Origin of the sequence: Paraburkholderia sp. SUR17 (assembly GCF_029536165.1) — a bacterium.
In the GTDB taxonomy this organism is placed as follows: Bacteria; Pseudomonadota; Gammaproteobacteria; order Burkholderiales; family Burkholderiaceae; genus Paraburkholderia; species Paraburkholderia kururiensis.
Map to the genome: position 1 here is coordinate 2,766,435 of NZ_CP120508.1, position 22,631 is coordinate 2,789,065.

Below are 22,631 nucleotides of genomic sequence, written 5' to 3' on the forward strand. Positions count from 1 at the left end.
AGCCTTACGATACGTCATCGAATCGTCACTGGTTTGCCATGGAAGCGTCACCGGTCATTACTATATTTGGCGCTCAAGTGAAGCCCCTTTTTACGACCAGGAACGCCCCATGCGAGAACTGCCGACGCCCACCCTGCCCCTCGCTTCGATCCCGTTCGAGCCGCGTCGTCGCCTGCCGCACGCGGAGGAAACGATCACGGCCCAGCATCGGTTGCAGGTGGCTTGGGCGCGCAGCGACGAAGAGCTTCGCGAAGCGCAGCGTCTGCGTTACCGCGTCTTCGCCGAGGAAATGGGCGCGCATCTGACGGGCCCGGCCGGTCTCGACGTCGACGCCTTCGACGCGTACTGCGATCACCTGCTCGTTCGCGACCTCGACACGCTGAAGGTCGTGGGCACCTACCGCGTGCTGCCGCCGTATCAGGCAGCGCGCATCGGCCGCCTTTATGCCGAAGGTGAGTTCGACATTTCACGCCTCACGCATCTGCGCTCGAAGATGGTCGAGGTGGGCCGCTCGTGCGTGCACCCCGACTATCGCAGTGGTTCCGTCATCATGTCGCTGTGGGCGGGCCTCGGCTCATACATGATGCAGAACGGCTACGAAACGATGCTGGGCTGCGCGAGCGTACCGATGGTGGACGGTGGCCACTACGCCGCGAACCTTTACGCGTCGCTCGACGAAAGCGCGCTCACGGCACCCGAATATCGCGCGTTCCCGCACACGCCGCTGCCGGTCGACGAGTTGCGCACGGGTGCCGTTGCTGTGGCGCCGCCGCTCGTGAAGGGCTATCTGCGTCTTGGCGCAAAGATCTGCGGCGCACCGGCCTGGGATCCCGACTTCAACACGGCCGACTTCCTCACGCTGTTCCGCCTCTCGGAAATCAACGCGCGCTACGCCCGTCACTTCCTCGGTGACGCACTGCCGCGCTGAAAGCCGACACAAGCGCAGCCGTCGCGCGAACGAAGACAAAAGAGCCCGGCATGCCGGGCTCTTTTTCATCGGGATATCGAACGAAACGGCACAGCATGGTTGCGTGCCGCCGCAGCGGAAAGGCTACCTGTCCGTGTAGACCACACGATACGGAATGCCAACTTTCTCCCACTCCGCAGCCTCCTGAATAAGGCTGTAGTCCGTCAGCGGGTTGTTCACCACCCATTCCTTGGGCAAACGCACCTCGTAACCATTGCCCTCGCGCGCCACGGTGATCTCGGGCAAGCCGACGTCCGCACGGCGGCGCGACAGCAACGCGGCGAGGCGCAGACAAAACAGCAATTGCCACTCCACTTCGCGCGTCTGCGAGAGCTTGCCGAGCTTGCCTGCGTGGCCGAGCACGAGCGCGGCAAGGCGCGCCTGATCGGTACGCGAAAAACCAGGCATGTCCGCGTTGCTCGCGATGTACGCCGAATGCTTGTGATAGGCGCTGTGCGAGATGGAAAGCCCGATTTCGTGCAGCGAAGCCGCCCACGAAATAAACATGCGGTTCTCGGCGCACACTTCCTCGTCGGCCTCTTCGAACTGGTCGTAGAACTGCACGGCAAGCTCGCCGATGCGCACCGCCTGCGCACGGTCCACACCGTAACGGCGCATGAATCCTTCCACCGTCACGGTGCGCATGTCCTCGTGCTGGGACCGCCCGAGCAGGTCGTAGAGCACGCCAAGACGCAGCGCACCGTCGGTCGTATCGACGTAGTCGATGCCGAGTTCGTCGAATACCGCAATCATGATCGAGAGACCGCCCGCGAGCACCGGCACGCGGTCGGCCTTGAGCGCAACGAGCTTGAGGCGGTTGACGTTCTCGGCCTTGATCAGCGCGCGCTTGAGTCGCTCGAGACCGCCGCGCGAAATGCCGTGCGTAATGCCGGCGTCGTTGAAGCCATTCGCCTCCACGAGTTCGGCCAGCGCGCGCGCCGTGCCCGACGAGCCGATTGCCTGCTCCCAGCCCGCGTCCTTGTACTCGGTCGAGATGATCTGGATTTCGCGGCGCGCAGCGAGTTCGGCCTGGCGCATCGTGTACTCGTCGACGTTGCCCGCCGGAAAGAAGCCGCGGCTGTGGCTCACGCAGCCGATATACAGGCTCTCCATCTTGATGGGCGTGTAATGCTGGCCAATGATGAATTCCGTGGAACCGCCGCCGATATCCACCACGAGCCGTTTGCCCGCGCTCGCGGGCACCGAATGTGCCGCGCCCGCATAGATGAGCCGCGCTTCTTCGCGGCCCGCGATAACTTCGATCGGAAACCCGAGCGCCGCTTCCGCCTCGACGAGAAATTCGCGCGCGTTCTTCGCGATACGCAGCGTATTGGTGGCCACCGCACGCACGTGATCAGGATGAAAATCGCGCAGCCGTTCGCCGAAACGCTTCAGCGCGTCCCAGCCGCGCACCTGCGAGGCGCGGTCGAGCATCTTGTCTTTTGAAAGGCCGGCGGCAAGACGCACGGGTTCGCGCAGGGCATCGACCTGGTAGATCTGGCTGCCGGCTTCGGTTTCCTCAACGCGCCCGACGATCAGCCGGAAACTGTTGGAGCCGAGATCCACTGCGGCGAGAAGATGCGGAGTATTGACCATCGATTGAGCGGGTTCCATACGCGCCAGCAAGGCCGCACGGGCCAGCGCAGCGCTGTTCAAAGTCGCCATTTTAAGCGTTGCGGACCTCACGATGTCGCTCCTCGCGCCGGAATGCTGCTCAATACCGCATCCTATTTACGGTGGCCCGAAAATACAGCGTAGAATTTGTGACAGCCCGAATGTCATAAGAATGCCACGTTATTGTGAGAATTTCCGACGGTCCACTCAAGTCTACCGACACCCCATTCTCCCAACCGATGTCCGCCCGCTACCCCCTTCTCAATCGCGAACTGGGCATCCTGGGCTTCAATGAGCGCGTGCTCGCGCAAGCCGCCGACCCCGCCGTGCCGCTTCTCGAACGGCTGCGTTTCATCTGCATCACGAGCAGCAATCTCGACGAGTTTTTCGAGGTCCGCATGGCGGGGCTGCACGAACAGATGCGTGACAATCCGGGCGCACTCTCGCCCGACGGCATGTCGCTGCAGCATGTGTACGACCTCGTGGTCGAACGCGCCCAGAAGCTCGTGCATCGCCAGTACGCCATGCTGCACGAGACCGTGCTGCCCGCCCTCGAACAGGAAGGCATCTATTTCCACGGCACCGAAGCGTGGAACGAAGCGCAGACGGAATGGGCACGCGGCTATTTCCTCGATGAACTGCTGCCGGTGCTCACGCCCATCGGGCTCGATCCCGCACATCCTTTTCCGCGCGTGCTTAACAAGAGCCTGAATTTCGTGGTCGAGCTGGAAGGCAAAGACGCTTTCGGCCGCCAGGCGATGATGGGCATCGTTCAGGCCCCGCGCGCGCTGCCGCGGCTCGTGCGCATGCCGCAAGAACTCTCCGGCTTCGCCCACGGTTTCGTGCTGCTGAGTTCGCTGCTGCAGCGCTTCGTGAACGAACTCTTTCCGAATCTCGTCGTGCGCAGTTGCAACCAGTTCCGCATTACGCGCAACAGCGAACTCTTCGTCGACGAAGACGAAATCACGAACCTGCGTGTTGCGCTGCAAGGCGAACTGCCCGCACGGCACCTGGGCAACGCAGTGCGGCTCGAGGTCTCCGCGGAAACGCCGCCGCATCTCGTCAAACGCCTGCTCGACGAAAGCGCGCTCTCGGAAAAGGATTGCTACTACGTCGATGGCCCCGTGAATCTGGTGCGGCTCATGCAGTTGCCCGAGATGGTGGACCGGCCCGACCTCAAGTTCGTCCCGCATATTCCGGCGATCCCCTCGCAGGTCGCGGCCAGCACGAGTCTCTTCGACGTGATCGATCAGGGCGACGTGCTGCTGCATCATCCGTACGAGAGTTTCCAGCCCGTGCTGGAGTTGTTGCTTCAAGCTGCGAAAGATCCGAACGTCGTTGCCATCAAGCAGACCATCTACCGTACCGGCACCGACTCGCCGCTGATGGATGCGCTGATGCAGGCCGCGCGCAACGGCAAGGAAGTGACCGTGGTGGTGGAACTGCTCGCGCGCTTCGACGAGGAAACCAACATCAACTGGGCGTCGCAGCTCGAAGCGGTGGGCGCGCACGTGGTGTACGGCGTGGTGGGCCACAAGTGCCACGCGAAGATGATGCTGATCGTGCGGCGCACGCCCATGAACGGCAAGATGGTCCTCAAGCGCTACGTGCACCTGGGCACGGGCAACTACCATCCGCGCACGGCGCGCCTCTATACCGACTTCGGTTTGATGACCGCCGACCCGAAGATCTGCGAAGACGTGCACCACGTGTTCCAGGAACTGACGGGTATTGGTGGCGAGCTCGCTCTTCACGATCTGTGGCAGTCGCCGTTCACGCTGCACCCGCAACTGATCCGCTCGATTCGCGCCGAAGCGGAACGTGCCCGTGCAGGCAAGAAGGCGCGCATCGTGGCGAAGATGAATGCGCTGCTCGAGCCGAGCGTCATTGACGAGCTCTACGAAGCATCGCAGGCCGGCGTAAAGATCGACTTGATCGTGCGTGGCGTGTGCGCGCTACAGCCCGGCGTGGAGGGACTCTCAGAGAACATCACGGTGCGCTCCATCGTAGGACGCTTTCTCGAGCACCATCGCATCTACTACTTCTATGCGGGCGGTGAAGAGAACGTCTACCTTTCGAGCGCCGACTGGATGGACCGCAATCTGTTCCGTCGCGTGGAAGTAGCGTTCCCGATCAAGAACCGGCGCCTGAAGCGACGCGTGATTGCGGAAGGGCTCTCGGTGTACCTCGGAGACAATCAGTCGGCGTGGCTCATGCAGAGTGACGGGCATTATCGCCGGCGCCGCCCCGGCAAGTCGTCGCGCAATGCACAACTGAGCCTGCTCGCGAAGTTCTGTTCGTGAGTTGCTGAAGCGATACGGCCGGCGTTGCGCCGGCCGTATCGTGACTTACGTGACTTACCGCGCCTCAGTTGCGGCCGCGGAGGCGCAACGTCAAGCCGCAGTGGTCTGGCAGCGCGCCGTGCGTACAGCGGGGAACCGCACCGTGAACTTGCTGCCCCGCCCTTCCTCGCTCTTCACTTCGAGCTGCGCATCGTGCCGTTGCAGCACGTGCTTGACGATGGCCAGCCCAAGACCCGTGCCGCCCGTGTCGCGCGAACGGCTGCGGTCTACACGATAGAACCGCTCGGTCAGACGCGGAATATCGGCCGCGGGAATGCCCAGCCCGCTGTCCGTCACCGAAAACACCGCGGTGTTGCCTTCCATGTGCCAGTCGACGTGCACCTTGCCGCCGTCCGGCGTGTAGCGGATCGCGTTCATGACGAGATTGCCGAGCGCACTCAGAATCTCGGTTTCCGCACCTTTGACCGTGAGCCCTTCGTCGATGTCATACGTGATGCGATGCCGGTCTTCGGAGAGCGTGCTGGCATCGTCGCGCACGTGCCGCAGCACGGCAGACATGTCGACGAGCCGCTCGCCAGGCGGCTTGGCTTCGCCTTCGAGCTTCGCGAGCACGAGCAGATCCGTCACGATGTGGCGCATGCGCGAGGCCTGCTGCTCCATCATGTCGAGGTAGCGTGTGCGTTCGGATTCGCTGAGCGGCAGTTCGCGCATGGTTTCGAGAAAGCCCGACAGCACCGTGAGCGGTGTCTTCAGTTCGTGCGACACGTTGGCCACGAAGTCGCGTCGCATCGAATCGGTTCGTTCGAGTTCCGTGATGTCCTGCGAGAGCACGAGCTTGCGGTTCTCGCCGTACGGAAACACCTGCACCGACAGCACGTTCTGCCGCTTCTCGCCCATGCCGCGCATGATCAGCATCTCGTCGTACTGCTGCGAATTCAGATAGCGCACGAACTCGGGCTGTCGCACGAGATGTGTGATGTGCTGGCGCAGGTCGCGCTTCGCGTCCAGTCCGAAATGCACTTCGGCAATCGCGTTGCACCACTCGATCTGGTCGTGGTCGTCGAGCATCGCCACGCCGTTCGGCGACGCCTGGATCGCCTGGATGAAGCGCGAGTGCTGCTGTTCCACCTGCCGCACCTGCGCATGCCAGCGCTTCGCGAGCTTGTGCAGCCGGTAATAGATTTCGCCCCACACGCCGGGCGCGCTCGGCACCTCGCCGTACACAGGGGCATCGAGCAGCCGCCAGAGCTGCTGCTTGTGAAACGTGCTGAAGAAGCCCTGCGCGAGCAGCACGACGACCGCGAGAATCAAGGCCGCCTCGATGCCGAAAAACGCGCCGACGCCGGCACACAGCACAGCCAGCAGCACGACCGACACGATGGAGCGCACCCAGATGATGTTCATGGATGTAGCGATGGAAAGCGTTACGCGCAACACGTCCGCGCGAAGAAACGGCGGGGCGCTGTTACGCGCTCCGCCGGGTTGTCGTTCTGATTATAGGGGTACGCTCCGGCGGTACGTCGCTGGTCGCTGGCTGCCGGCGCCGCGAACGCTTCTTTCAGGCGCTCTTCGCGAGACGGTAGCCGCTGCCGCGCACCGTTTCGATCATCGCATCGCAGCCCGCGGGCTTGAGGGCCGCCCGCAGCCGCTTGATATGGACGTCCACCGTGCGTTCTTCGACGAACACGTGGTCGCCCCATACCTGGTCGAGCAACTGCGTACGGCTGTGCACGCGCTCCGGATGCGTCATGAAGAAATGCAGCAGACGGAATTCGGTCGGACCCAGGTCGAGCTTGATTTCGCTGCCGTCCGAATGGGCCGCCACACGATGCGTGGCGGGATCGAGCTTGAGACCGTTGATCGCCACGACGTCCTCGGTCAACTGCGGCGCGCGGCGGCGCAGCACCGCCTTGATGCGCGCCATCAGTTCCTTCGGCGAGAACGGCTTGGTCACGTAGTCGTCCGCACCGATCTCGAGGCCCAACACCTTGTCCTGCTCGTCGCCGCGCGCGGTCAGCATGATGATGGGGATGTGCCTCGTGCGCTCGTTGTTGCGCAGATCGCGGGCGAAGGCGATGCCCGACTTGCCCGGCAACATCCAGTCGAGCAGGATGAGGTCGGGCAGCACGTCGCTGATCAGGTTCTGCGCCTGCTCCGCGTTGTACGCGCGAATGGGGCAATGGCCCGCATGCTGGAGGTTCACCGAAATGAGCTCGGAAATCGCGGGTTCGTCTTCGATGACAAGAATGCTGCTGGGCATCGGCACCTCTTGACCTTTGCGAAAAGAATTAGCTGAGCGCTTCACGTTCGAGCGCGTCGCGCGACTTGTGTCGCACGTCCGTGCCCTTCACGATGTAGATGATGAATTCCGCGATGTTCTTCGCGTGGTCGCCGATGCGCTCGATCGCCTTTGCGATGAACAGGAATTCGAGGCCCGCGCTGATGGTGCGCGGATCTTCCATCATGTACGTCACGAGCTTGCGCACGAAAGCGCGGAATTCCTCGTCGATCGCCTTGTCGTCGCGCACGATCTGCGCGGCGGCCACCGTGTCGAGGCGCGCGAACGCGTCGAGTGCGCGACGCAGGATCGAGACGGCCATCTCACCCGAGACCTTGATCTCGGCGATGTTGACCGTGCGCGCCGCGCCGTCTTCGGTCAGGCGCTTGAGGCGCTTGGCGATCTTTTCCGCCTCGTCGCCAGCGCGCTCGAGGTTTGTAATCGTCTTCGAGATGGCGAGCAGCAGGCGCAGATCGCGTGCAGCCGGCTGGCGGCGCGCGATGATGTTGCTGCATTCCTCGTCGATCTCGATTTCCATCGTGTTCACGCGCTCTTCGTTCGTGATCACCTGGTCGGCGATCTCGGTATCGAACGCGTTGAGCGCCTGCATGGCGTGGACGATCTGCGATTCCACGAGGCCGCCCATTTCGAGCACCTTCGATGAAACGAGGTTCAGGTCGGCGTCGAACTGGCTGGAGAGATGTTTGTCGGACATGTCGTGCTCCTCACGGCGGCGGGAATCAGCCGAAACGGCCGGTGATGTAGTCTTCCGTTTCCTTGCGGACCGGCTTGATGAAGATCTTCTCGGTGTCGCCGAATTCGATCAGTTCTCCGAGATACATATACGCCGTGTAGTCCGAACAACGCGCGGCCTGCTGCATGTTGTGCGTCACGATCACGACGGTGTAGTCGCTCTTCAGCTCGGCGATCAGCTCTTCGATGCGGCCCGTGGAGATCGGGTCGAGCGCCGAGCACGGTTCGTCGAGCAGCAGCACTTCGGGACGAATGGCGATGCCGCGCGCAATGCACAGGCGCTGCTGCTGGCCGCCCGAGAGGCCGTAGCCGCTCTGCCCCAGCTTGTCCTTCACTTCGCTCCACAGCGCCGCCTTCGTGAGCGCCCATTCGACGCGGTCGTCCATCTCCGAGCGCGACAGCGTTTCGAACATCTTCACGCCGAACGCGATGTTGTCGTAGATCGACATCGGAAACGGCGTCGGCTTCTGGAACACCATGCCGATGCGCGCACGCAAGAGCGAGATGTCGCGCTTCGTGGTGAGCAGGTTCTCGCCGTCCATCAGGATTTCGCCTTCGGCGCGCTGCTCCGGATAAAGCGCGAACATCTTGTTGAACGTGCGCAGCAACGTGGATTTGCCACAGCCCGACGGACCGATGAACGCGGTCACCTTACCTTCGGGAATGCTCAGGTTGATGTTCTTCAGGGCGTGGTATTTGCCGTAGAAGAAGTTCAGGTCTTTGACCTCGATCTTCGCGGCACCCATCGGCTTCGCGTGCGTGCCCTGGGCGGGGTCCATGCCAGCAGGCGTCGTGGCACGGCCATCGGTGTTCAGGTGAGTCTCTGCCATGTTCATCGGATTGCTCCGCCCTTACTTTTTCGAAAAGACCGTGCGTGCGAGGACATTGAGTCCCAGCACCCCGAGCGTAATCAGGAAAACGCCTGCCCACGCGAGCGACTGCCACTGCGCGAACGGGCTCATCGCGAACTTGAAGATGGTGACCGGAAGGTTCGCCATCGGCTGGTTCATGTCCCACGAGAAGAACTGGTTGGACAGCGCCGTGAAGAGCAGCGGCGCTGTTTCACCGGCAATACGGGCAACGGCCAGCAACACGCCGGTGATGATGCCCGCCACCGACGCCTTCAGCGTGATCGACATCACCATCTTCCACTTCGGCGTGCCCAGTGCAAAAGCCGCCTCGCGCAGCGCGTTCGGCACGAGCTTGAGCATGTTCTCGGTCGTGCGGATCACGATGGGAATTTGCAGCAGCGCGAGCGAGATCACGCCGGCCCAGCCGCTGAAGTGCCCCATCTTCGCCACGACGAGCGCGTAGACGAAGAGGCCCACGACAATCGACGGCGCCGACAGCAGAATGTCGTTGATGAAGCGCGTGACGCTCGCAAGCCAGCTCTTCTGGCCGTATTCGGCCAGATACACGCCGGCGAGAATGCCGATCGGCGTGCCCACGAACGTCGCGATCACCACAAGCAGCAGGCTGCCCACTATCGCGTTGGCAAGACCGCCGCCATCGGTATTCGGCGGAGGCGTGGATTGCGTGAAGAGCTGCACCGAGAGGCCGCCCACTCCGAGCTGAAGCGTCGTGAACAGAATCCACACGAGCCACAGCAGGCCGAACGCCATGGCCGCGAGCGAGAGCGAGAGCGCGATGGCGTTGACCGTGCGGCGGCGGCGTTGCAGCCGCGCGCGCATCGTTTCGAGCTTTTCGCCGTAGATCGCGCCCGGAATTTTCATCTGCGATTCGCTCATGACCGGCCACCCTCCGCTTTTTCGAGACGCAGCAGCAGGAGCTTCGAGATTGCGAGCACGATGAACGTGATCACGAACAGAATGAGGCCGAGTTCCATAAGCGCGGACGTATGCAGGCCAGGGCTTGCTTCGGCGAACTCGTTGGCGAGTGCCGAGGTGATGCTGTTGCCGGGCGAGAACAGCGAGACGTTGTCGAGCAGATTGGTGTTGCCGATCACGAACGTCACCGCCATCGTTTCACCGAGTGCACGGCCGAGGCCCAGCATGACGCCGCCGATCACGCCGGACTTGGTGAACGGCAGCACGATCTTCCACATGACTTCCCACGTCGTGCAGCCGATGCCGTATGCCGACTCCTTGAGCAGCACGGGCGTCACTTCGAACACGTCGCGCATCACCGAGGCGATGTACGGAATGATCATGATGGCGAGGATCACGCCCGCGCACAGAATGCCGATGCCGATAGGCGCGCCCTGGAACAGCGCGCCGACGATCGGAATGCCGCCAAGCAACGTGCCGAGCGGCTTTTCGAACCACGCGGCGAAGATCGGGGCGAACACGAGCAAACCCCACATGCCGTACACGATCGACGGAATGGCGGCCAGCAGTTCGATGGCGATGCCAAGCGGCCGGCGCAGCCAGGCGGGCGACAGCTCGGTCAGGAAGAGCGCGATGCCGAAGCTCACGGGCACCGCGATGATGAGCGCGATCAGCGAGGTCGCGATGGTGCCGTAGATGGGCACGAGCGCGCCGAACTGTTCAGAAGGAGGATCCCACTCGGCCGTCCAGAGAAAGCGCAGGCCGAACTTCTCGATGGTCGGCATCGACGAAACGATCAGCGACACAATAATGCCGCCGAGCAGCAGTAACGTGACGATGGCCGCGAGGCGGGTCAGGCTGCCGAAGATGACGTCGCCGAGAGGGCTGGGCGCCTTCTGCTGCGCCGAGCCTCCTGGCGGAGCCGGGCGGGTGACGCCGGGCGCGAGTTGGATGTCGGACATGTTGGCCTGTTTCAGAAGCCGCCCGGCGACGCATTGCGTCGGCGTGCAGCCAGGTAAAGACGGGCATACGGAAACCGCAAGCCGCCTCGCCCAGAAACCCGGGGCGAAGCGGCGCACAACCGGATCACAAAGGCTGCGCCACACGGCACAGCCCCGAACCGGCGCTGACGACTTACTCGGCGATGGCCTTACCGGAAGTGTCCTTCACCTTCGCCTTCCACTGCGTGCGGATTTCGCTCACGACCGACGCCGGCAGCGAGATGTAGTCGAGCTGATCCGCTGCTTCCGTGCCGTTCTTGAACGCCCAGTCGAAGAACTTCAGCGTTTCCTTGCCGCTATCCGGCTTGTCCTGCGCCGTATGCAGCAGCACGAACGTCGCGCCGACGACCGGCCATGCGTTCTTGCCCGGCTCGTTGGTCAGGATCTGGTAGAACGACTTCTTCCAGTCTGCGCCCGCGGCTGCGGCCTTGAACGTTTCGGTGGTGGGCTCGACAACCGCACCCGTCGCGTTCTTCAGGGAAGTGTAGACCATGTGATTTTGCTTGGCGTACGCCCACTCGACGTAGCCGATCGAGCCCGGCAGACGCTGCACGAAGGCCGCAACGCCGTCGTTGCCCTTGCCGCCCGTGCCGACCGGCCAGTTCACCGTCGTACCTTCGCCCACCTTCGACTTCCACTCGGCGTTCACCTTCGAGAGGTAGTCGGTCCAGATGAAGCTCGTGCCCGAACCGTCGGCGCGGCGCACCACGGCGATGTCGAGGTCCGGCAGCTTGACCTTCGGATTCAGCGCGGCGATGGCCGGATCGTTCCACTTCTTGATCTTGCCGAGGTAGATGTCGCCCAGCACTTCACCCGACAGAACGAGTTCGCCGGCCTTCACGCCCGGCACGTTGATCGCCGGCACGACGCCGCCCACCACCGTCGGGAACTGGAAGAGGCCTTGCTTCTCGAGTTCGTCGTCCTTCAGAGGAGCGTCCGAGCCGGCGAAGTCGACCGTCTTGGCGATGATCTGCTTGAGACCGCCCGACGAACCGATGCCTTGATAGTTGACCTTGCCGCCACCCGATTTCTGGTAGGCATCGGCCCACTTCGTATAGATGGGTGCTGCGAAGGTGCTGCCCGCGCCGGTGATGTCGGTAGCATGTGCGGCGATCGCGAAGAGCGCGCCAGCAATGCCAGCAAGCGCGGTTTGCATCAATTTCATTGAGACCTCCAGTGGTGTGAGCGGATGACACAACACCGCGAAGCTTAGGGTCTCTTTATGACAGTCATGTGACGTTCCGTGAAAGTCACATGACATTCTTATTACGGGATGAAAGCGAAATCGCGCGGTTAAGCGGGTGCTTCGTTTGGCGATTACGCGGCGTTGAGCCAGGCGTGGCGGGACTTCCGCGGAAGGGGCATGGGCGGCGCGAACGTTTGCGCAGAACGCCTCGCGAACCCCGCGTCGACGTGAATCGTACACAAAGTTGGTGCAGCGGGCGCGACGCCGCGGCGGCATTGCGTCGCGTGTCGCTCGTGAATCGGCCTGGCGGGCCTGATGATTACGCCGTCGCGCGCTTCACCACGTCGGCGATGGCTTCGGCATGGCGCACGGCGTCTTGCTCTGCCTGCGCCTCCACCATGACGCGCAGCACGGGCTCGGTGCCCGAGGCGCGGATCAGCACGCGGCCGCGATCGGCCAGCGCGCTCTCGGCCTCGCGAATCGCGTGGCGAATCGCATCACTGCCCTTCCAGTCCGAGCCGGGCTGCATCCGCACGTTAATGAGCTTCTGCGGAAACAGCTTCACGCCTTCGAGCAGTTGGGCGAGCGTGCGACCACTGCGCTTCATCGCCGCGAGCACGAGCAGCGCCGACACGATGCCGTCGCCCGTGGAATGGCGATCCAGCGACAGAATGTGACCCGACCCTTCGGCGCCCAGCTGCCAGCCGTGCTCGCGCAGCTGCTCGAGCACGTAACGGTCGCCCACCGCTGCGCGCACGAACTTCACCCCGGCACGCTGCAGCGCGACTTCGACAGCCATGTTCGTCATCAACGTGCCGACGGCACCTTCGACCTTGCCCTCTGTCGCGATGCGATCCTGGACCAGTACGTAAAGCAGTTCGTCGCCGTTATAGAGGCGGCCGGCTGCGTCCACGACCTGCAGGCGGTCCGCATCGCCGTCCAGCGCGATACCGAGGTCCGCGTGGTTCGCGCGCACTGCGCGCACCAATGCGTCCGGCGCAGTGGCGCCCACACCGTCGTTGATGTTGAAGCCGTTCGGCGCGACGCCAATCGGGATCACGTCCGCACCCAGCTCATGGAACACGTGCGGCGCGATGTGATAGGCCGCGCCGTGGGCGCAATCGACGACGAGCTTCATGCCGCGCAGGTCGAACGTCTGAGGAAAGGTGCCCTTGCAGAACTCGATGTAGCGGCCCGCCGCGTCATCGAGGCGCCGGGCCTTGCCCAGTTGCTCCGACGGCGCGCAGTCGAGCGGCTTCTCGAGTTGCTCTTCGATCTGGAGTTCGACCTCGTCGGGTAGCTTGTTACCGTCCGCCGAGAAGAACTTGATGCCGTTGTCGTAGTACGGATTGTGCGAGGCACTGATGACGACGCCCGCCGCGAGGCGCAACGCGCGCGTGAGATACGCGATGCCAGGCGTTGGCATCGGGCCGGCAAGCATTACGTCGACGCCGGCTGCAGAGAAACCCGATTCAAGCGCCGCTTCGAGCATGTAGCCCGAAACACGCGTGTCCTTGCCGATCAATACCGTGGGGCGCGTACCCGACTTAGCCCAGCGGTCCGCACCGGCAAGCACCTTGCCCGCAGCAAAGCCGAGGCGCAACACGAAGTCCGGGGTGATCGGCGCCGCACCGACTTTGCCTCGAATGCCATCTGTACCGAAATAGCGACGTGCCATTGCTTGTGGTCCTCCCTTCCTTATATTGACGGCCCGTGCGGATCAAACGCGGCGTGCCGCGTCGCGCACTGTTGCCCAAACTTTCAACGCGTCCACCGTCGGTGCCACGTCGTGCACGCGGATGATCGCCGCCCCCCGTTCCGCTGCGCACACGGCGGCGGCCACACTCGCCGCCATGCGGTCAGGGGTCGAACGACCCGTGACCGCGCCCAGCATCGACTTGCGCGACATGCCGACCAGAATCGGGAACGGCGGATCGGCCTGCGGCGCTGTGTCGCGCAAATGCGCGAGCAGCGCGTAGTTGTGCTCGACCACGGACTTCCCAAAACCAAAGCCCGGATCGACGCTGATGCGCTCGCGCGCGATGCCCGCGTCAGTCAGCGCGCGCACGCGCTCTTCGAGAAACTGACGCACGTCGTCCACCACGTTCGTATACGCCGGCTCGCCGCGCTGCATGGTTTGCGGCTCGCCAAGCATGTGCATTGCACAGAGGCCGCAGCGGCTGTCGCGAACCGCGTCGATTGCGCCCGGCAGCCGGAAACCCCAGACGTCGTTGATCAGGTCGGCGCCCGCGGCCAATGCCTGCCGCATCACTTCGGGCTTGTAGGTATCGATGGACAACGGCACGTTCGCGTCGCGCAATTGCTCGATCATGGGAATCACGCGTTCGAGTTCTTCGTCGAGCGGCACGGGTGGCGCACCCGGCCGCGTCGATTCGCCGCCGATGTCGATCAGATCGACGCCATCGAGCATCATCCGCTCGGCCTGACGCAAAGCGTCGCCGCGGGCAATGAACTTGCCGCCGTCGGAGAAGGAATCGGGCGTGACGTTGAGAATGCCCATCACGAGCGGACGCTCGAACGACAGGGTAAAGCGGCCGCACTGTAGCGGCGCGGGAAGCGGATAAGACCGCGATTCGATGCTGGACACGAAAACGCTTTCGACGTGACTAGGAATGCAAAACGGGCCGGTGTGATGTCACACCGGCCCGTACGTTATGCGGCCTCTATTACGCCGGTGCGGCAGCGCTGCCCGGCTTGACCTCGGTGCCCGTATTGCTGCCACCGGACGATGAGGCGTCACTGGCCGGCGGCGGCGCGCTCTTCGGCGAGCGCGGCGGACGGCCCGCCATGATGTCGTTGATCTGATCGGCGTCGATCGTCTCCCACTCCATCAGCGCGGCGGTCATCGCCTCAACCTTGTCGCGGTTCTCTTCGAGCAGACGCCTTGCCAGGCTGTACTGCTCGTCGAGCACGCGACGGATTTCGGCATCGACCTTCTGCTGCGTCGCCTCGGAAATCGTACGCGTGAACCCGCGGCCGAACGGCGAAGCGTCGTTCTCGTCGTCGACATACACCATCGGCCCCAGCGCGTCCGTCATGCCGAAACGGGCCACCATGGCGCGTGCCGTCTGCGTCGCCTTGTTGAAGTCGTCCGACGCGCCTGTGCTGATCAGGTTCAGGAACAGTTCTTCGGCTGCACGCCCACCAAACAGGATCGCAAGACGATCGAGCAGGTAGTCCTTCGAGTACGTTTCGTTGTCGTGCTCAGGCAGCTGCCACGTAACGCCGAGCGCCCGGCCACGCGGAATGATCGTGACCTTGTGCACCGGGTCCGCCTTCGGCAGCAGTTTTGCGATCACGGCGTGGCCCGACTCGTGGTACGCCGTGGCACGCTTCGCGTCCTCACGGATCACGGCGGACTTGCGCTCCGGACCCATGAAAATCTTGTCCTTCGCGTCTTCGAAGTCCTGCATTTCGACGATGCGCTTGCCGCGGCGGGCCGCGAAGAGCGCAGCCTCGTTCACGAGATTCGCGAGATCGGCGCCCGAGAAGCCCGGCGTACCGCGTGCGATCACCGCCGCATCTACGTCGTTCGCAATGGGCACCTTGCGCAAATGCACCTTCATGATGTGTTCGCGACCGCGAATGTCGGGCAGGCCGACATACACCTGACGGTCGAAACGGCCCGGACGCAGCAACGCCTTGTCGAGCACGTCGGAGCGGTTCGTCGCAGCAATCACGATCACGCCGGAATTCGCTTCGAAGCCGTCCATTTCCACGAGCATCTGGTTCAGCGTCTGTTCGCGCTCGTCGTTGCCGCCGCCCATGCCGGCGCCGCGATGACGACCCACCGCATCGATTTCATCGATGAACACGATACACGGCGCGTGCTTCTTCGCCTGCTCGAACATGTCGCGCACGCGCGCCGCGCCCACACCGACGAACATCTCAACGAAGTCGGAACCCGAGATGCTGAAGAACGGCACCTTCGCTTCGCCTGCGATGGCGCGCGCAAGCAGCGTCTTGCCGGTACCCGGAGGGCCGACGAGTAGCACGCCGCGCGGAATGCGACCGCCCAGCTTCTGGAACTTCTGCGGATCGCGCAGGAAGTCCACGAGTTCGGATACTTCTTCCTTGGCTTCGTCGCAGCCCGCGACGTCGGAGAAATTGACAGCGTTGTTGTTCTCGTCGATCAGACGCGCGCGGGATTTGCCGAACGAAAAGGCCCCGCCTTTTCCGCCCCCCTGCATCTGTCGCATCATGTAAAACCAGAAGCCGATGATGAGGATGGTTGGTCCAAGGTAATACAGCGCCGAGACAAGCGCGTTGGGTTCTTCATCGGCCTTGCCGCTCACCTGGACGCCATACTTCATCAAATCGCCGACCATCCAGATGTCGCCGGGCGACACGATCTGATACTTCTGGCCGTCTGACGGAGTGACCGTGAGGTTCCGCCCCTGCACGATAACGCTCTTGACCTTACCGTTCTTGGCGTCGTCCATGAACTGCGAATACGAGACGCCTTCCTGGACGCGGGGCTTATCGAACTGCTTGAACACAGTAAACAGCACCAGTGCGATGACCAGCCACACTGCTGCCTTCGAAAACATGTTGTTGTTCAAAGCACCACTCCTTCACTCATAGACGGGCGCCTACATTTGCCTTGCGGCACCACGAAAGCATTCTAATCCAGTCCGCAGACCCCTGCCATAACGAATCGCTACTGCAGGGATAGCCGGAAACCGCGCCAGAAGCGGCCCTGGCGGCATCCGGCGATGCCCCGCAACCGTCACTTGTCGCGGGCTTCCGGACGTTTCAGCTGTCTGCCCAAAATAAACGTTTCAGCCGATTTATCGCGTGACGCCTTCGGCTTGCGGGCCGCCACGATTTTGAACTGGTGCTTGAACTTCTCGACGATCTGGCTATACCCGCTGCCGTGAAAGCACTTGACTAAAAGGGCGCCATCCGGCTTGAGGTGCTGCTGGGCGAATTCCAGCGCCAGGTCGCAAACGTGCTCGATGCGCGCGGCGTCGGCAACGGCCACGCCGGACAGGTTGGGTGCCATGTCGGAAATTACAAGGTCCACCGGCCGGTCCCCCACGACTTCTTCAAGCTGGGCGAGTACGCTCTCCTCGCGGAAATCGCCCTCGATGAAATGGACATCGGCAATGGGCTCCATGGGCAGCAGGTCGAGCGCAATGATTGTGCCGTCGATACCGCCCTGGCGCGCCGCGTCGCGTCGGCCGCCCTGCGCGAGCTTGTTGCGCACGTACTGGCTCCAACTCCCCGGCGCAGCGCCGAGATCGACGATGACCTGACCGGGCCGGATCAGCTTGTCCTGCTCGTCGATCTCTTTGAGCTTGTAGGCGGCGCGGGCGCGATACCCCTCCCGCTGCGCCATCTTCACGTACGGGTCGTTGATGTGGTCGTGCAGCCACGACTGGTTGAATCGATTTTTTGCCATTACCGTTGAACTGTTGCTGCGTGATGCCGCACTTTTAGCGGATAATACGCGTTTTATTTACGTGGCTGCCGCCCTCGCCCGTACCGGGTCGCAGGGCTGCTTGCGGGTTGTTTCTTCCCCCCCCACGTTTTCCCTTGTTCCGGCGAGCCGCTCCTCGCGCCCATGCGGCGAGCGAGCGGGCGCCGCCATTCTAGTCGAGTCCCGAACTCCCACAGCCGCCATGCCCGCCCTCCAAATCTCCTCCGACCAACGCGCCGCACTGCGCTCCGAAGCGCACGCGCTCAAACCGGTCGTACTCGTCGGCGCCGAAGGCTTGACCGACGCCGTTCTCAAAGAGATCAAGGTGCACCTCGCGGCCCATGAACTCATCAAGATCCGCGTGTTCGGCGACGAGCGCGAAACGCGCCTCGCCATCTACGAGGAAATTTGCGACCGGCTCAACGCCGCGCCGATCCAGCACATCGGCAAGCTGCTCGTGATCTGGAAGCGCCGACCCGCCGAACCCGCCGCGAGGCGCGGTGCGGCTCGCAAAGCGGCCGTTCCGGGCGCCCGCGAGGCGCGGGCCGCAGAGCCTGCCGCGCCGAAAGGCCGCGCGCCGCGCGTCGTCAAAGTGGTCAAGCCGAGCGACAACCCGATGCGCCGGAACAGACCCGAACTCGTCGTGGTACGCGGCAATGAACGCGTGACGGCGGGCGGCAACGTGAAACGGGCGAAAAAGCGCCAGACGGGCGCAAAACGACAGCACCAGGGCACCAAGTAAGGCCGCAACAGGAATCGGCAAGGCGCTTACGCGCCTTTCGCCGGAGGTGCGTCAAATGGCCCCAGCGCGTCCAGGCGGTTATGCAGCATCGCGCTGTGCGCCCGACCGGAGCGGCGCCGCGAGCGTCGCGCTGCCGGGAAGCATCCAGACCAGCGCGAGGCCGAAGAGACTCTCCACCAGATAGAACAGACTCGATACGCCGTGCAGCAGCCCGAAGCGGCTTGCATAGGCGGAATGGCCCACATCCGTACCGGCATTCAGGGCCGCTACGCGCAGCGCATTCATGAACGGCTGCAATCCGAAGTAACCGACGAGCACGCACACCAGCATGCCCGTCATCACCCAGCGCAGCCGGCGATACACATCGTTACCGCGCCGAACGAGCAGATTGCCGAGCGCGAGCAGCAACACGCCGCACACCACACCGATCACCGCTTCGATGCGAAAGAGTTGCGCCGCGACGCTGCCCGCCGTCATGCGATCGAGCGAAGTGAACAGCACGGGCGCGACCGCGTAGCCGATCGTCAGCAAGCTGCCGACCCAGACTACGACGATGAGCCGGAATACCCGGTGAGGCATCGAGGACACCTGCACGGCGCCGCTCAGACGTAACGGACTTCGATGATTTCGTACTCGCGCACGCCGCTTGGCGCCTGCACGGCGGCGACGTCGCCTTCCGACTTGCCGATGAGCGCACGCGCGATGGGCGAGCTGATGGAGATGAGTCCGTGCTCGAGGTCGGCTTCGTCGTCGCCGACGATTTGATACGTCACGGTCTTGCCCGATTCAAGGTCTTCGAGTTCCACCGTTGCCGCGAACACGACGCGGCCGTCCGCTTCCAGTGCGGCGGGATCGATGACCTGCGCCGCTGCCAGCTTCGATTCGATCTCGGCAATGCGGCCTTCGATGAAGCCCTGTTTTTCTTTGGCTGCATCGTATTCGGCGTTTTCCGACAGGTCACCTTGTGCGCGGGCTTCCGCGATCGAATTGATGACAGCGGGACGCTCGACTGTTTTAAGACGCTGCAGTTCGTCGCGCAGTTGATCCGCGCCACGTCTGGTCAAGGGAATAGTGCTCATAGACGACTCATGTGGCCAAAAACGGCCATAAAAAAAATCACCGCGGTTAAGTGCATCCCGGTGCGGAACCGGCCACGATACGCAGGTATCAGGCCGTAGCCTTCGGGACGCCGCCTAACCGCGGCAGTTACGAATTGGACTGGTGATCGAGGCCTTAGTTTAGGCGAGCATGGAGTCCTTGTAAATCATAGACTTCCAGGTTCTTCAGGTACCGCAGACCCTCCACCGCGGCACGCGCACCCGACATGGTCGTGTAGTACGTGACCTTGTTTGCCTGGGCGCTCATGCGGATGGAACGCGAGTCCGCAATCGCCGATCGCGTCTCGTCGACCGTCGTGAAGACGAGTGCGATCTCGCCGTTCTTGATCATGTCGACGATGTGCGGACGGCCGTCCTTCACCTTGTTCACCACCTTCACCGGCACGCCGGCGGCCTGGATGGCCGCGGCCGTGCCGCGCGTCGCGACGATCGGATAGCCGAGTTCGTGCAGCATGCGGGCGACTTCCACGGCCTTCGGTTTGTCGGCGTCCATCACCGTAAGCAACACCGTGCCCGACTCGGGCAGGCGCGAGCCCGCGGCGAGCTGCGACTTGAAAAGCGCCTCGCCAAAGGTCTTGCCCACGCCCATCACTTCGCCGGTCGAACGCATTTCCGGTCCAAGCACCGGGTCGACGGTGGGGAACTTGACGAACGGGAACACCGCTTCCTTGACGCTGAAGTAAGGCGGCACCACTTCGCGCGTCACGCCCTGCTCCGCGAGTGTCTGGCCAACCATCGCGCGCGCCGCGATCTTCGCGAGCGGCAGGCTGGTCGCCTTCGAGACGTACGGCACCGTACGCGAGGCGCGCGGGTTCACTTCGAGCACGTAGATCACGTCACGCTTCGAGCCGTCGTCCTGCGGAACCTGCTGGATGGCGAACTGCACGTTCATCAGGCCCACCACGTTGAGCGCCTTCGCCATCGCGGCCGTCTGGCGCTTCAGTTCGACAACCGTTTCCTGCGAGAGCGAATACGGCGGCAGCGAACACGCCGAGTCACCCGAGTGCACGCCGGCCTGCTCGATGTGTTCCATCACGCCGCCGATGAACACCGCTTCGCCGTCGGAGATGCAGTCGACGTCGCATTCGATCGCGTCGTTCAGGAAGCGGTCGAGCAGCACCGGCGAGTCGTTCGAGACCTTCACGGCCTCGCGCATGTAGCGTTCGAGGTCGCGCGGCTCGTGGACGATTTCCATCGCGCGCCCGCCCAGCACATACGACGGACGCACGACGAGCGGATAGCCGATCTCGTCCGCCAGCTTGAGCGCCTCCTCTTCGGTACGCGCGGTGCGGTTGGGCGGCTGACGCAGGTTCAGGTCCTGCAGCAGCTTCTGGAAACGCTCGCGGTCTTCCGCGGCGTCGATCATGTCAGGCGACGTGCCGACGATGGGCACCCCGTTCGCCTCCAGATCGAGTGCGAGCTTGAGCGGCGTCTGGCCGCCGTACTGCACGATCACGCCGAGCGGCTTTTCCTTGTCGACGATTTCGAGCACGTCTTCGAGCGTGAGCGGCTCGAAGTACAGACGGTCGGACGTGTCGTAGTCGGTGGAAACGGTCTCGGGGTTGCAGTTGACCATGATCGTTTCGTAGCCGTCTTCGCGCATCGCGAGCGCGGCATGCACGCAGCAATAGTCGAACTCGATGCCCTGGCCGATCCGGTTCGGGCCACCGCCCAGCACCATGATCTTCTTCTTGTCGGTGGGCTGCGCTTCGCACTCTTCCTCGTAGGTCGAGTACATGTACGCGGTTTTCGTGGCGAACTCGGCCGCGCACGTGTCCACGCGCTTGTACACGGGGCGCACGTTGAGTTCGATACGGCGGCGGCGCACGTCGGTCTGCGTCGCGCCCAGCAGTTTCGCGAGACGCCTGTCCGAGAAGCCGCTCTGCTTGAGGAAGTACAGTTCTTCCTTCGAAAGGCTTGCGAGCGTGCGGCCGGCGAGCGCCTTCTCCTTGAGCACGATCTGCTCGATCTGCGCGAGGAACCACGGGTCGATCGACGTTTCCTCGAAGACTTCCTCGCGCGTCATGCCGAGGCGGAACGCGTCGCCCACGTACCAGATGCGATCCGGACCGGCCTCGCCGATCTGGCGGATCACTTCGTCGCGGTTCGTGGTCTTTTCGTCGAGACCGTCCACGCCCACTTCGAGGCCGCGCAGCGCCTTCTGGAACGACTCCTGGAACGTGCGACCGATCGCCATCACCTCACCCACGGACTTCATCTGCGTCGTCAAGCGCGGGTCGGCTTCGCGGAACTTCTCGAACGCGAAGCGCGGAATCTTGGTGACCACATAGTCGATGGTCGGTTCGAACGACGCCGGCGTCTGACCGCCCGTGATCTCGTTCTTGAGTTCGTCGAGCGTGTAGCCCACGGCGAGCTTCGCCGCGACCTTCGCGATGGGAAAGCCCGTTGCCTTCGAGGCAAGCGCCGACGAACGCGACACGCGCGGGTTCATCTCGATCACGATCATGCGGCCGTTCTGCGGGTTGATCGAGAACTGCACGTTCGAGCCGCCCGTATCCACGCCAATCTCTCGCAATACGGCGAGCGAGGCATCGCGCAGGATCTGGTATTCCTTGTCGGTGAGCGTCTGTGCCGGCGCGACCGTAATCGAGTCGCCGGTGTGGATGCCCATCGGGTCCAGGTTCTCGATCGAGCACACGATGATGCAGTTGTCCTTCCTGTCGCGGACCACTTCCATCTCGTACTCTTTCCAGCCCAGCAGCGATTCTTCGATCAAGAGCTCACGCGTAGGCGAGAGGTCGAGCCCGCGCTTGCAGATTTCCTCGAACTCTTCGCGGTTGTACGCAATGCCGCCGCCCGAGCCGCCCAGCGTGAACGAAGGACGAATCACGATCGGATAACCGCCCGTGCCGGTGGCCTGGGCAATTTCCGCGTGTACCTTGAGCGCCTCTTCCATCGAGTGCGCCGTGCCGGACTTCGCCGAGCCAAGACCGATCTTGGTCATCGCGTCCTTGAACTTCTGGCGGTCTTCGGCCTTGTCGATGGCTTCCGGCGAGGCGCCGATCAGCTCGACGTCGTACTTCGCCAGCACGCCTTCGCGGAACAGGTCGAGCGCGCAGTTGAGCGCGGTCTGGCCGCCCATCGTCGGCAGGATCGCGTCAGGGCGCTCCTTCGCGATGATGCGCTCCACCACTTCCCACGTGATCGGCTCGATGTAGGTGACGTCGGCCGTGTTCGGGTCGGTCATGATCGTCGCCGGATTGCTGTTGACGAGAATGACCTTGTAGCCCTCCTCCCGCAACGCCTTGCACGCCTGCGCGCCCGAATAATCGAACTCGCACGCCTGGCCGATGATGATCGGACCGGCGCCGATGATGAGGATGCTCTTGATGTCTGTCCGCTTGGGCATAACGCTCTCGTAGATGTATTCCTGTGTTCCTTGCTTGCTCGCGCGCTCGGGCGGCAGGGTACGCCGCCG

18 protein-coding genes are annotated in these 22,631 nt (G+C 63.3%); 3 read left to right on the plus strand and 15 right to left on the minus strand.

Translation table 11 applies throughout. From position 1 onward, the window contains the following. The first annotated feature begins 109 nt into the window (after nt 1-109). Nucleotides 110-928, plus strand: a complete 819-nt coding sequence (locus tag P2869_RS12175) for a GNAT family N-acyltransferase (protein ID WP_017776192.1) — start codon at nt 110-112, stop codon at nt 926-928. A gap of 123 nt (nt 929-1,051) precedes the next feature. On the opposite strand, the gene ppx is transcribed toward P2869_RS12175, so the two are convergent. After that, on the minus strand, nt 1,052-2,632 hold the full coding sequence (gene ppx / locus P2869_RS12180) for an exopolyphosphatase (protein ID WP_277596631.1): 1,581 nt from the start codon (nt 2,630-2,632) through the stop codon (nt 1,052-1,054). A 188-nt stretch (nt 2,633-2,820) separates the two neighbouring features. On the opposite strand from ppx, the gene ppk1 reads away from it, so the two are divergent. Further along, nucleotides 2,821-4,884 carry a polyphosphate kinase 1 gene (gene ppk1, locus P2869_RS12185; protein WP_017776190.1) on the plus strand — a complete coding sequence of 688 codons (2,064 nt, stop codon included), beginning with the start codon at nt 2,821-2,823 and terminating at the stop codon, nt 4,882-4,884. Nucleotides 4,885-4,974: 90 nt separating this feature from the next. Here the strand turns inward: ppk1 and phoR are convergent, their stop codons facing one another. From phoR to P2869_RS12240, 11 genes are all read right to left on the minus strand, one after another. Further along, nucleotides 4,975-6,288 carry a phosphate regulon sensor histidine kinase PhoR gene (gene phoR / locus P2869_RS12190; RefSeq protein ID WP_017776189.1) on the minus strand — a complete coding sequence of 438 codons (1,314 nt, stop codon included), beginning with the start codon at nt 6,286-6,288 and terminating at the stop codon, nt 4,975-4,977. A gap of 154 nt (nt 6,289-6,442) precedes the next feature. Continuing rightward, on the minus strand, nt 6,443-7,144 hold the full coding sequence (gene phoB / locus P2869_RS12195; RefSeq protein ID WP_017776188.1) for a phosphate regulon transcriptional regulator PhoB: 702 nt from the start codon (nt 7,142-7,144) through the stop codon (nt 6,443-6,445). Nucleotides 7,145-7,172: 28 nt separating this feature from the next. After that, complete coding sequence (gene phoU / locus P2869_RS12200; protein WP_017776187.1) at nt 7,173-7,877, minus strand: phosphate signaling complex protein PhoU; 705 nt, start codon at nt 7,875-7,877, stop codon at nt 7,173-7,175. A gap of 25 nt (nt 7,878-7,902) precedes the next feature. Next, nucleotides 7,903-8,751, minus strand: a complete 849-nt coding sequence (gene pstB / locus P2869_RS12205) for a phosphate ABC transporter ATP-binding protein PstB (protein WP_017776186.1) — start codon at nt 8,749-8,751, stop codon at nt 7,903-7,905. 15 nt (nt 8,752-8,766) lie between these two features. Beyond that, entirely contained in the window at nt 8,767-9,663 is an 897-nt protein-coding gene (gene pstA / locus P2869_RS12210) for a phosphate ABC transporter permease PstA (RefSeq protein WP_017776185.1), read from the minus strand. Beyond that, nucleotides 9,660-10,664 carry a phosphate ABC transporter permease PstC gene (pstC, locus tag P2869_RS12215; RefSeq protein WP_017776184.1) on the minus strand — a complete coding sequence of 335 codons (1,005 nt, stop codon included), beginning with the start codon at nt 10,662-10,664 and terminating at the stop codon, nt 9,660-9,662. The genes pstA and pstC overlap by 4 nt, the downstream gene beginning before the upstream one ends. Before the next feature lie 172 nt (nt 10,665-10,836). Beyond that, nucleotides 10,837-11,868 carry a phosphate ABC transporter substrate-binding protein PstS gene (gene pstS, locus P2869_RS12220; RefSeq protein ID WP_277596632.1) on the minus strand — a complete coding sequence of 344 codons (1,032 nt, stop codon included), beginning with the start codon at nt 11,866-11,868 and terminating at the stop codon, nt 10,837-10,839. 340 nt (nt 11,869-12,208) lie between these two features. Further along, a complete protein-coding gene (gene glmM, locus P2869_RS12225) occupies nt 12,209-13,567 on the minus strand; it encodes a phosphoglucosamine mutase (RefSeq protein WP_126876592.1) in 1,359 nt (452 codons plus the stop codon). 42 nt (nt 13,568-13,609) lie between these two features. Next, nucleotides 13,610-14,497 carry a dihydropteroate synthase gene (gene folP, locus P2869_RS12230; protein ID WP_199540396.1) on the minus strand — a complete coding sequence of 296 codons (888 nt, stop codon included), beginning with the start codon at nt 14,495-14,497 and terminating at the stop codon, nt 13,610-13,612. A gap of 79 nt (nt 14,498-14,576) precedes the next feature. Then, the gene (gene ftsH / locus P2869_RS12235) at nt 14,577-16,472 is read right to left on the minus strand and encodes an ATP-dependent zinc metalloprotease FtsH (protein WP_017776180.1); all 1,896 of its coding nucleotides are present in this window, start codon (nt 16,470-16,472) and stop codon (nt 14,577-14,579) included. Between the two features lie 167 nt (nt 16,473-16,639). Next, nucleotides 16,640-17,314: an RlmE family RNA methyltransferase gene (locus P2869_RS12240; protein WP_017776179.1), complete on the minus strand. Its 675-nt coding sequence runs from the start codon at nt 17,312-17,314 to the stop codon at nt 16,640-16,642. Between the two features lie 220 nt (nt 17,315-17,534). Here P2869_RS12240 and P2869_RS12245 point away from each other — a divergent pair, with 220 nt between their 5' ends. Continuing rightward, the gene (locus P2869_RS12245) at nt 17,535-18,074 is read left to right on the plus strand and encodes a YhbY family RNA-binding protein (RefSeq protein WP_126876725.1); all 540 of its coding nucleotides are present in this window, start codon (nt 17,535-17,537) and stop codon (nt 18,072-18,074) included. A 78-nt stretch (nt 18,075-18,152) separates the two neighbouring features. Here the strand turns inward: P2869_RS12245 and P2869_RS12250 are convergent, their stop codons facing one another. From P2869_RS12250 to carB, 3 genes are all read right to left on the minus strand, one after another. Then, nucleotides 18,153-18,653 (minus strand): DUF4149 domain-containing protein, encoded by a 501-nt coding sequence (locus tag P2869_RS12250; protein ID WP_026121736.1) that lies wholly within the window; start codon nt 18,651-18,653, stop codon nt 18,153-18,155. Between the two features lie 23 nt (nt 18,654-18,676). After that, a complete protein-coding gene (gene greA / locus P2869_RS12255; RefSeq protein ID WP_017776176.1) occupies nt 18,677-19,153 on the minus strand; it encodes a transcription elongation factor GreA in 477 nt (158 codons plus the stop codon). 154 nt (nt 19,154-19,307) lie between these two features. Continuing rightward, nucleotides 19,308-22,562, minus strand: a complete 3,255-nt coding sequence (carB, locus tag P2869_RS12260) for a carbamoyl-phosphate synthase large subunit (protein WP_017776175.1) — start codon at nt 22,560-22,562, stop codon at nt 19,308-19,310. Nucleotides 22,563-22,631: the final 69 nt, after the last annotated feature.

Bases quoted from the DNA above. Each gene is read 5' to 3' on its own strand.
- P2869_RS12175 (WP_017776192.1), top strand. From the start codon at position 110: ATGCGAGAACTGCCGACGCCCACCCTGCCCCTCGCTTCGATCCCGTTC.
- ppx (WP_277596631.1), bottom strand. From the start codon at position 2,632: ATGGCGACTTTGAACAGCGCTGCGCTGGCCCGTGCGGCCTTGCTGGCG.
- ppk1 (WP_017776190.1), top strand. From the start codon at position 2,821: ATGTCCGCCCGCTACCCCCTTCTCAATCGCGAACTGGGCATCCTGGGC.
- phoR (WP_017776189.1), bottom strand. From the start codon at position 6,288: ATGAACATCATCTGGGTGCGCTCCATCGTGTCGGTCGTGCTGCTGGCT.
- phoB (WP_017776188.1), bottom strand. From the start codon at position 7,144: ATGCCCAGCAGCATTCTTGTCATCGAAGACGAACCCGCGATTTCCGAG.
- phoU (WP_017776187.1), bottom strand. From the start codon at position 7,877: ATGTCCGACAAACATCTCTCCAGCCAGTTCGACGCCGACCTGAACCTC.
- pstB (WP_017776186.1), bottom strand. From the start codon at position 8,751: ATGAACATGGCAGAGACTCACCTGAACACCGATGGCCGTGCCACGACG.
- pstA (WP_017776185.1), bottom strand. From the start codon at position 9,663: ATGAGCGAATCGCAGATGAAAATTCCGGGCGCGATCTACGGCGAAAAG.
- pstC (WP_017776184.1), bottom strand. From the start codon at position 10,664: ATGTCCGACATCCAACTCGCGCCCGGCGTCACCCGCCCGGCTCCGCCA.
- pstS (WP_277596632.1), bottom strand. From the start codon at position 11,868: ATGAAATTGATGCAAACCGCGCTTGCTGGCATTGCTGGCGCGCTCTTC.
- glmM (WP_126876592.1), bottom strand. From the start codon at position 13,567: ATGGCACGTCGCTATTTCGGTACAGATGGCATTCGAGGCAAAGTCGGT.
- P2869_RS12240 (WP_017776179.1), bottom strand. From the start codon at position 17,314: ATGGCAAAAAATCGATTCAACCAGTCGTGGCTGCACGACCACATCAAC.
- P2869_RS12245 (WP_126876725.1), top strand. From the start codon at position 17,535: ATGCCCGCCCTCCAAATCTCCTCCGACCAACGCGCCGCACTGCGCTCC.
- P2869_RS12250 (WP_026121736.1), bottom strand. From the start codon at position 18,653: ATGCCTCACCGGGTATTCCGGCTCATCGTCGTAGTCTGGGTCGGCAGC.
- greA (WP_017776176.1), bottom strand. From the start codon at position 19,153: ATGAGCACTATTCCCTTGACCAGACGTGGCGCGGATCAACTGCGCGAC.
- carB (WP_017776175.1), bottom strand. From the start codon at position 22,562: ATGCCCAAGCGGACAGACATCAAGAGCATCCTCATCATCGGCGCCGGT.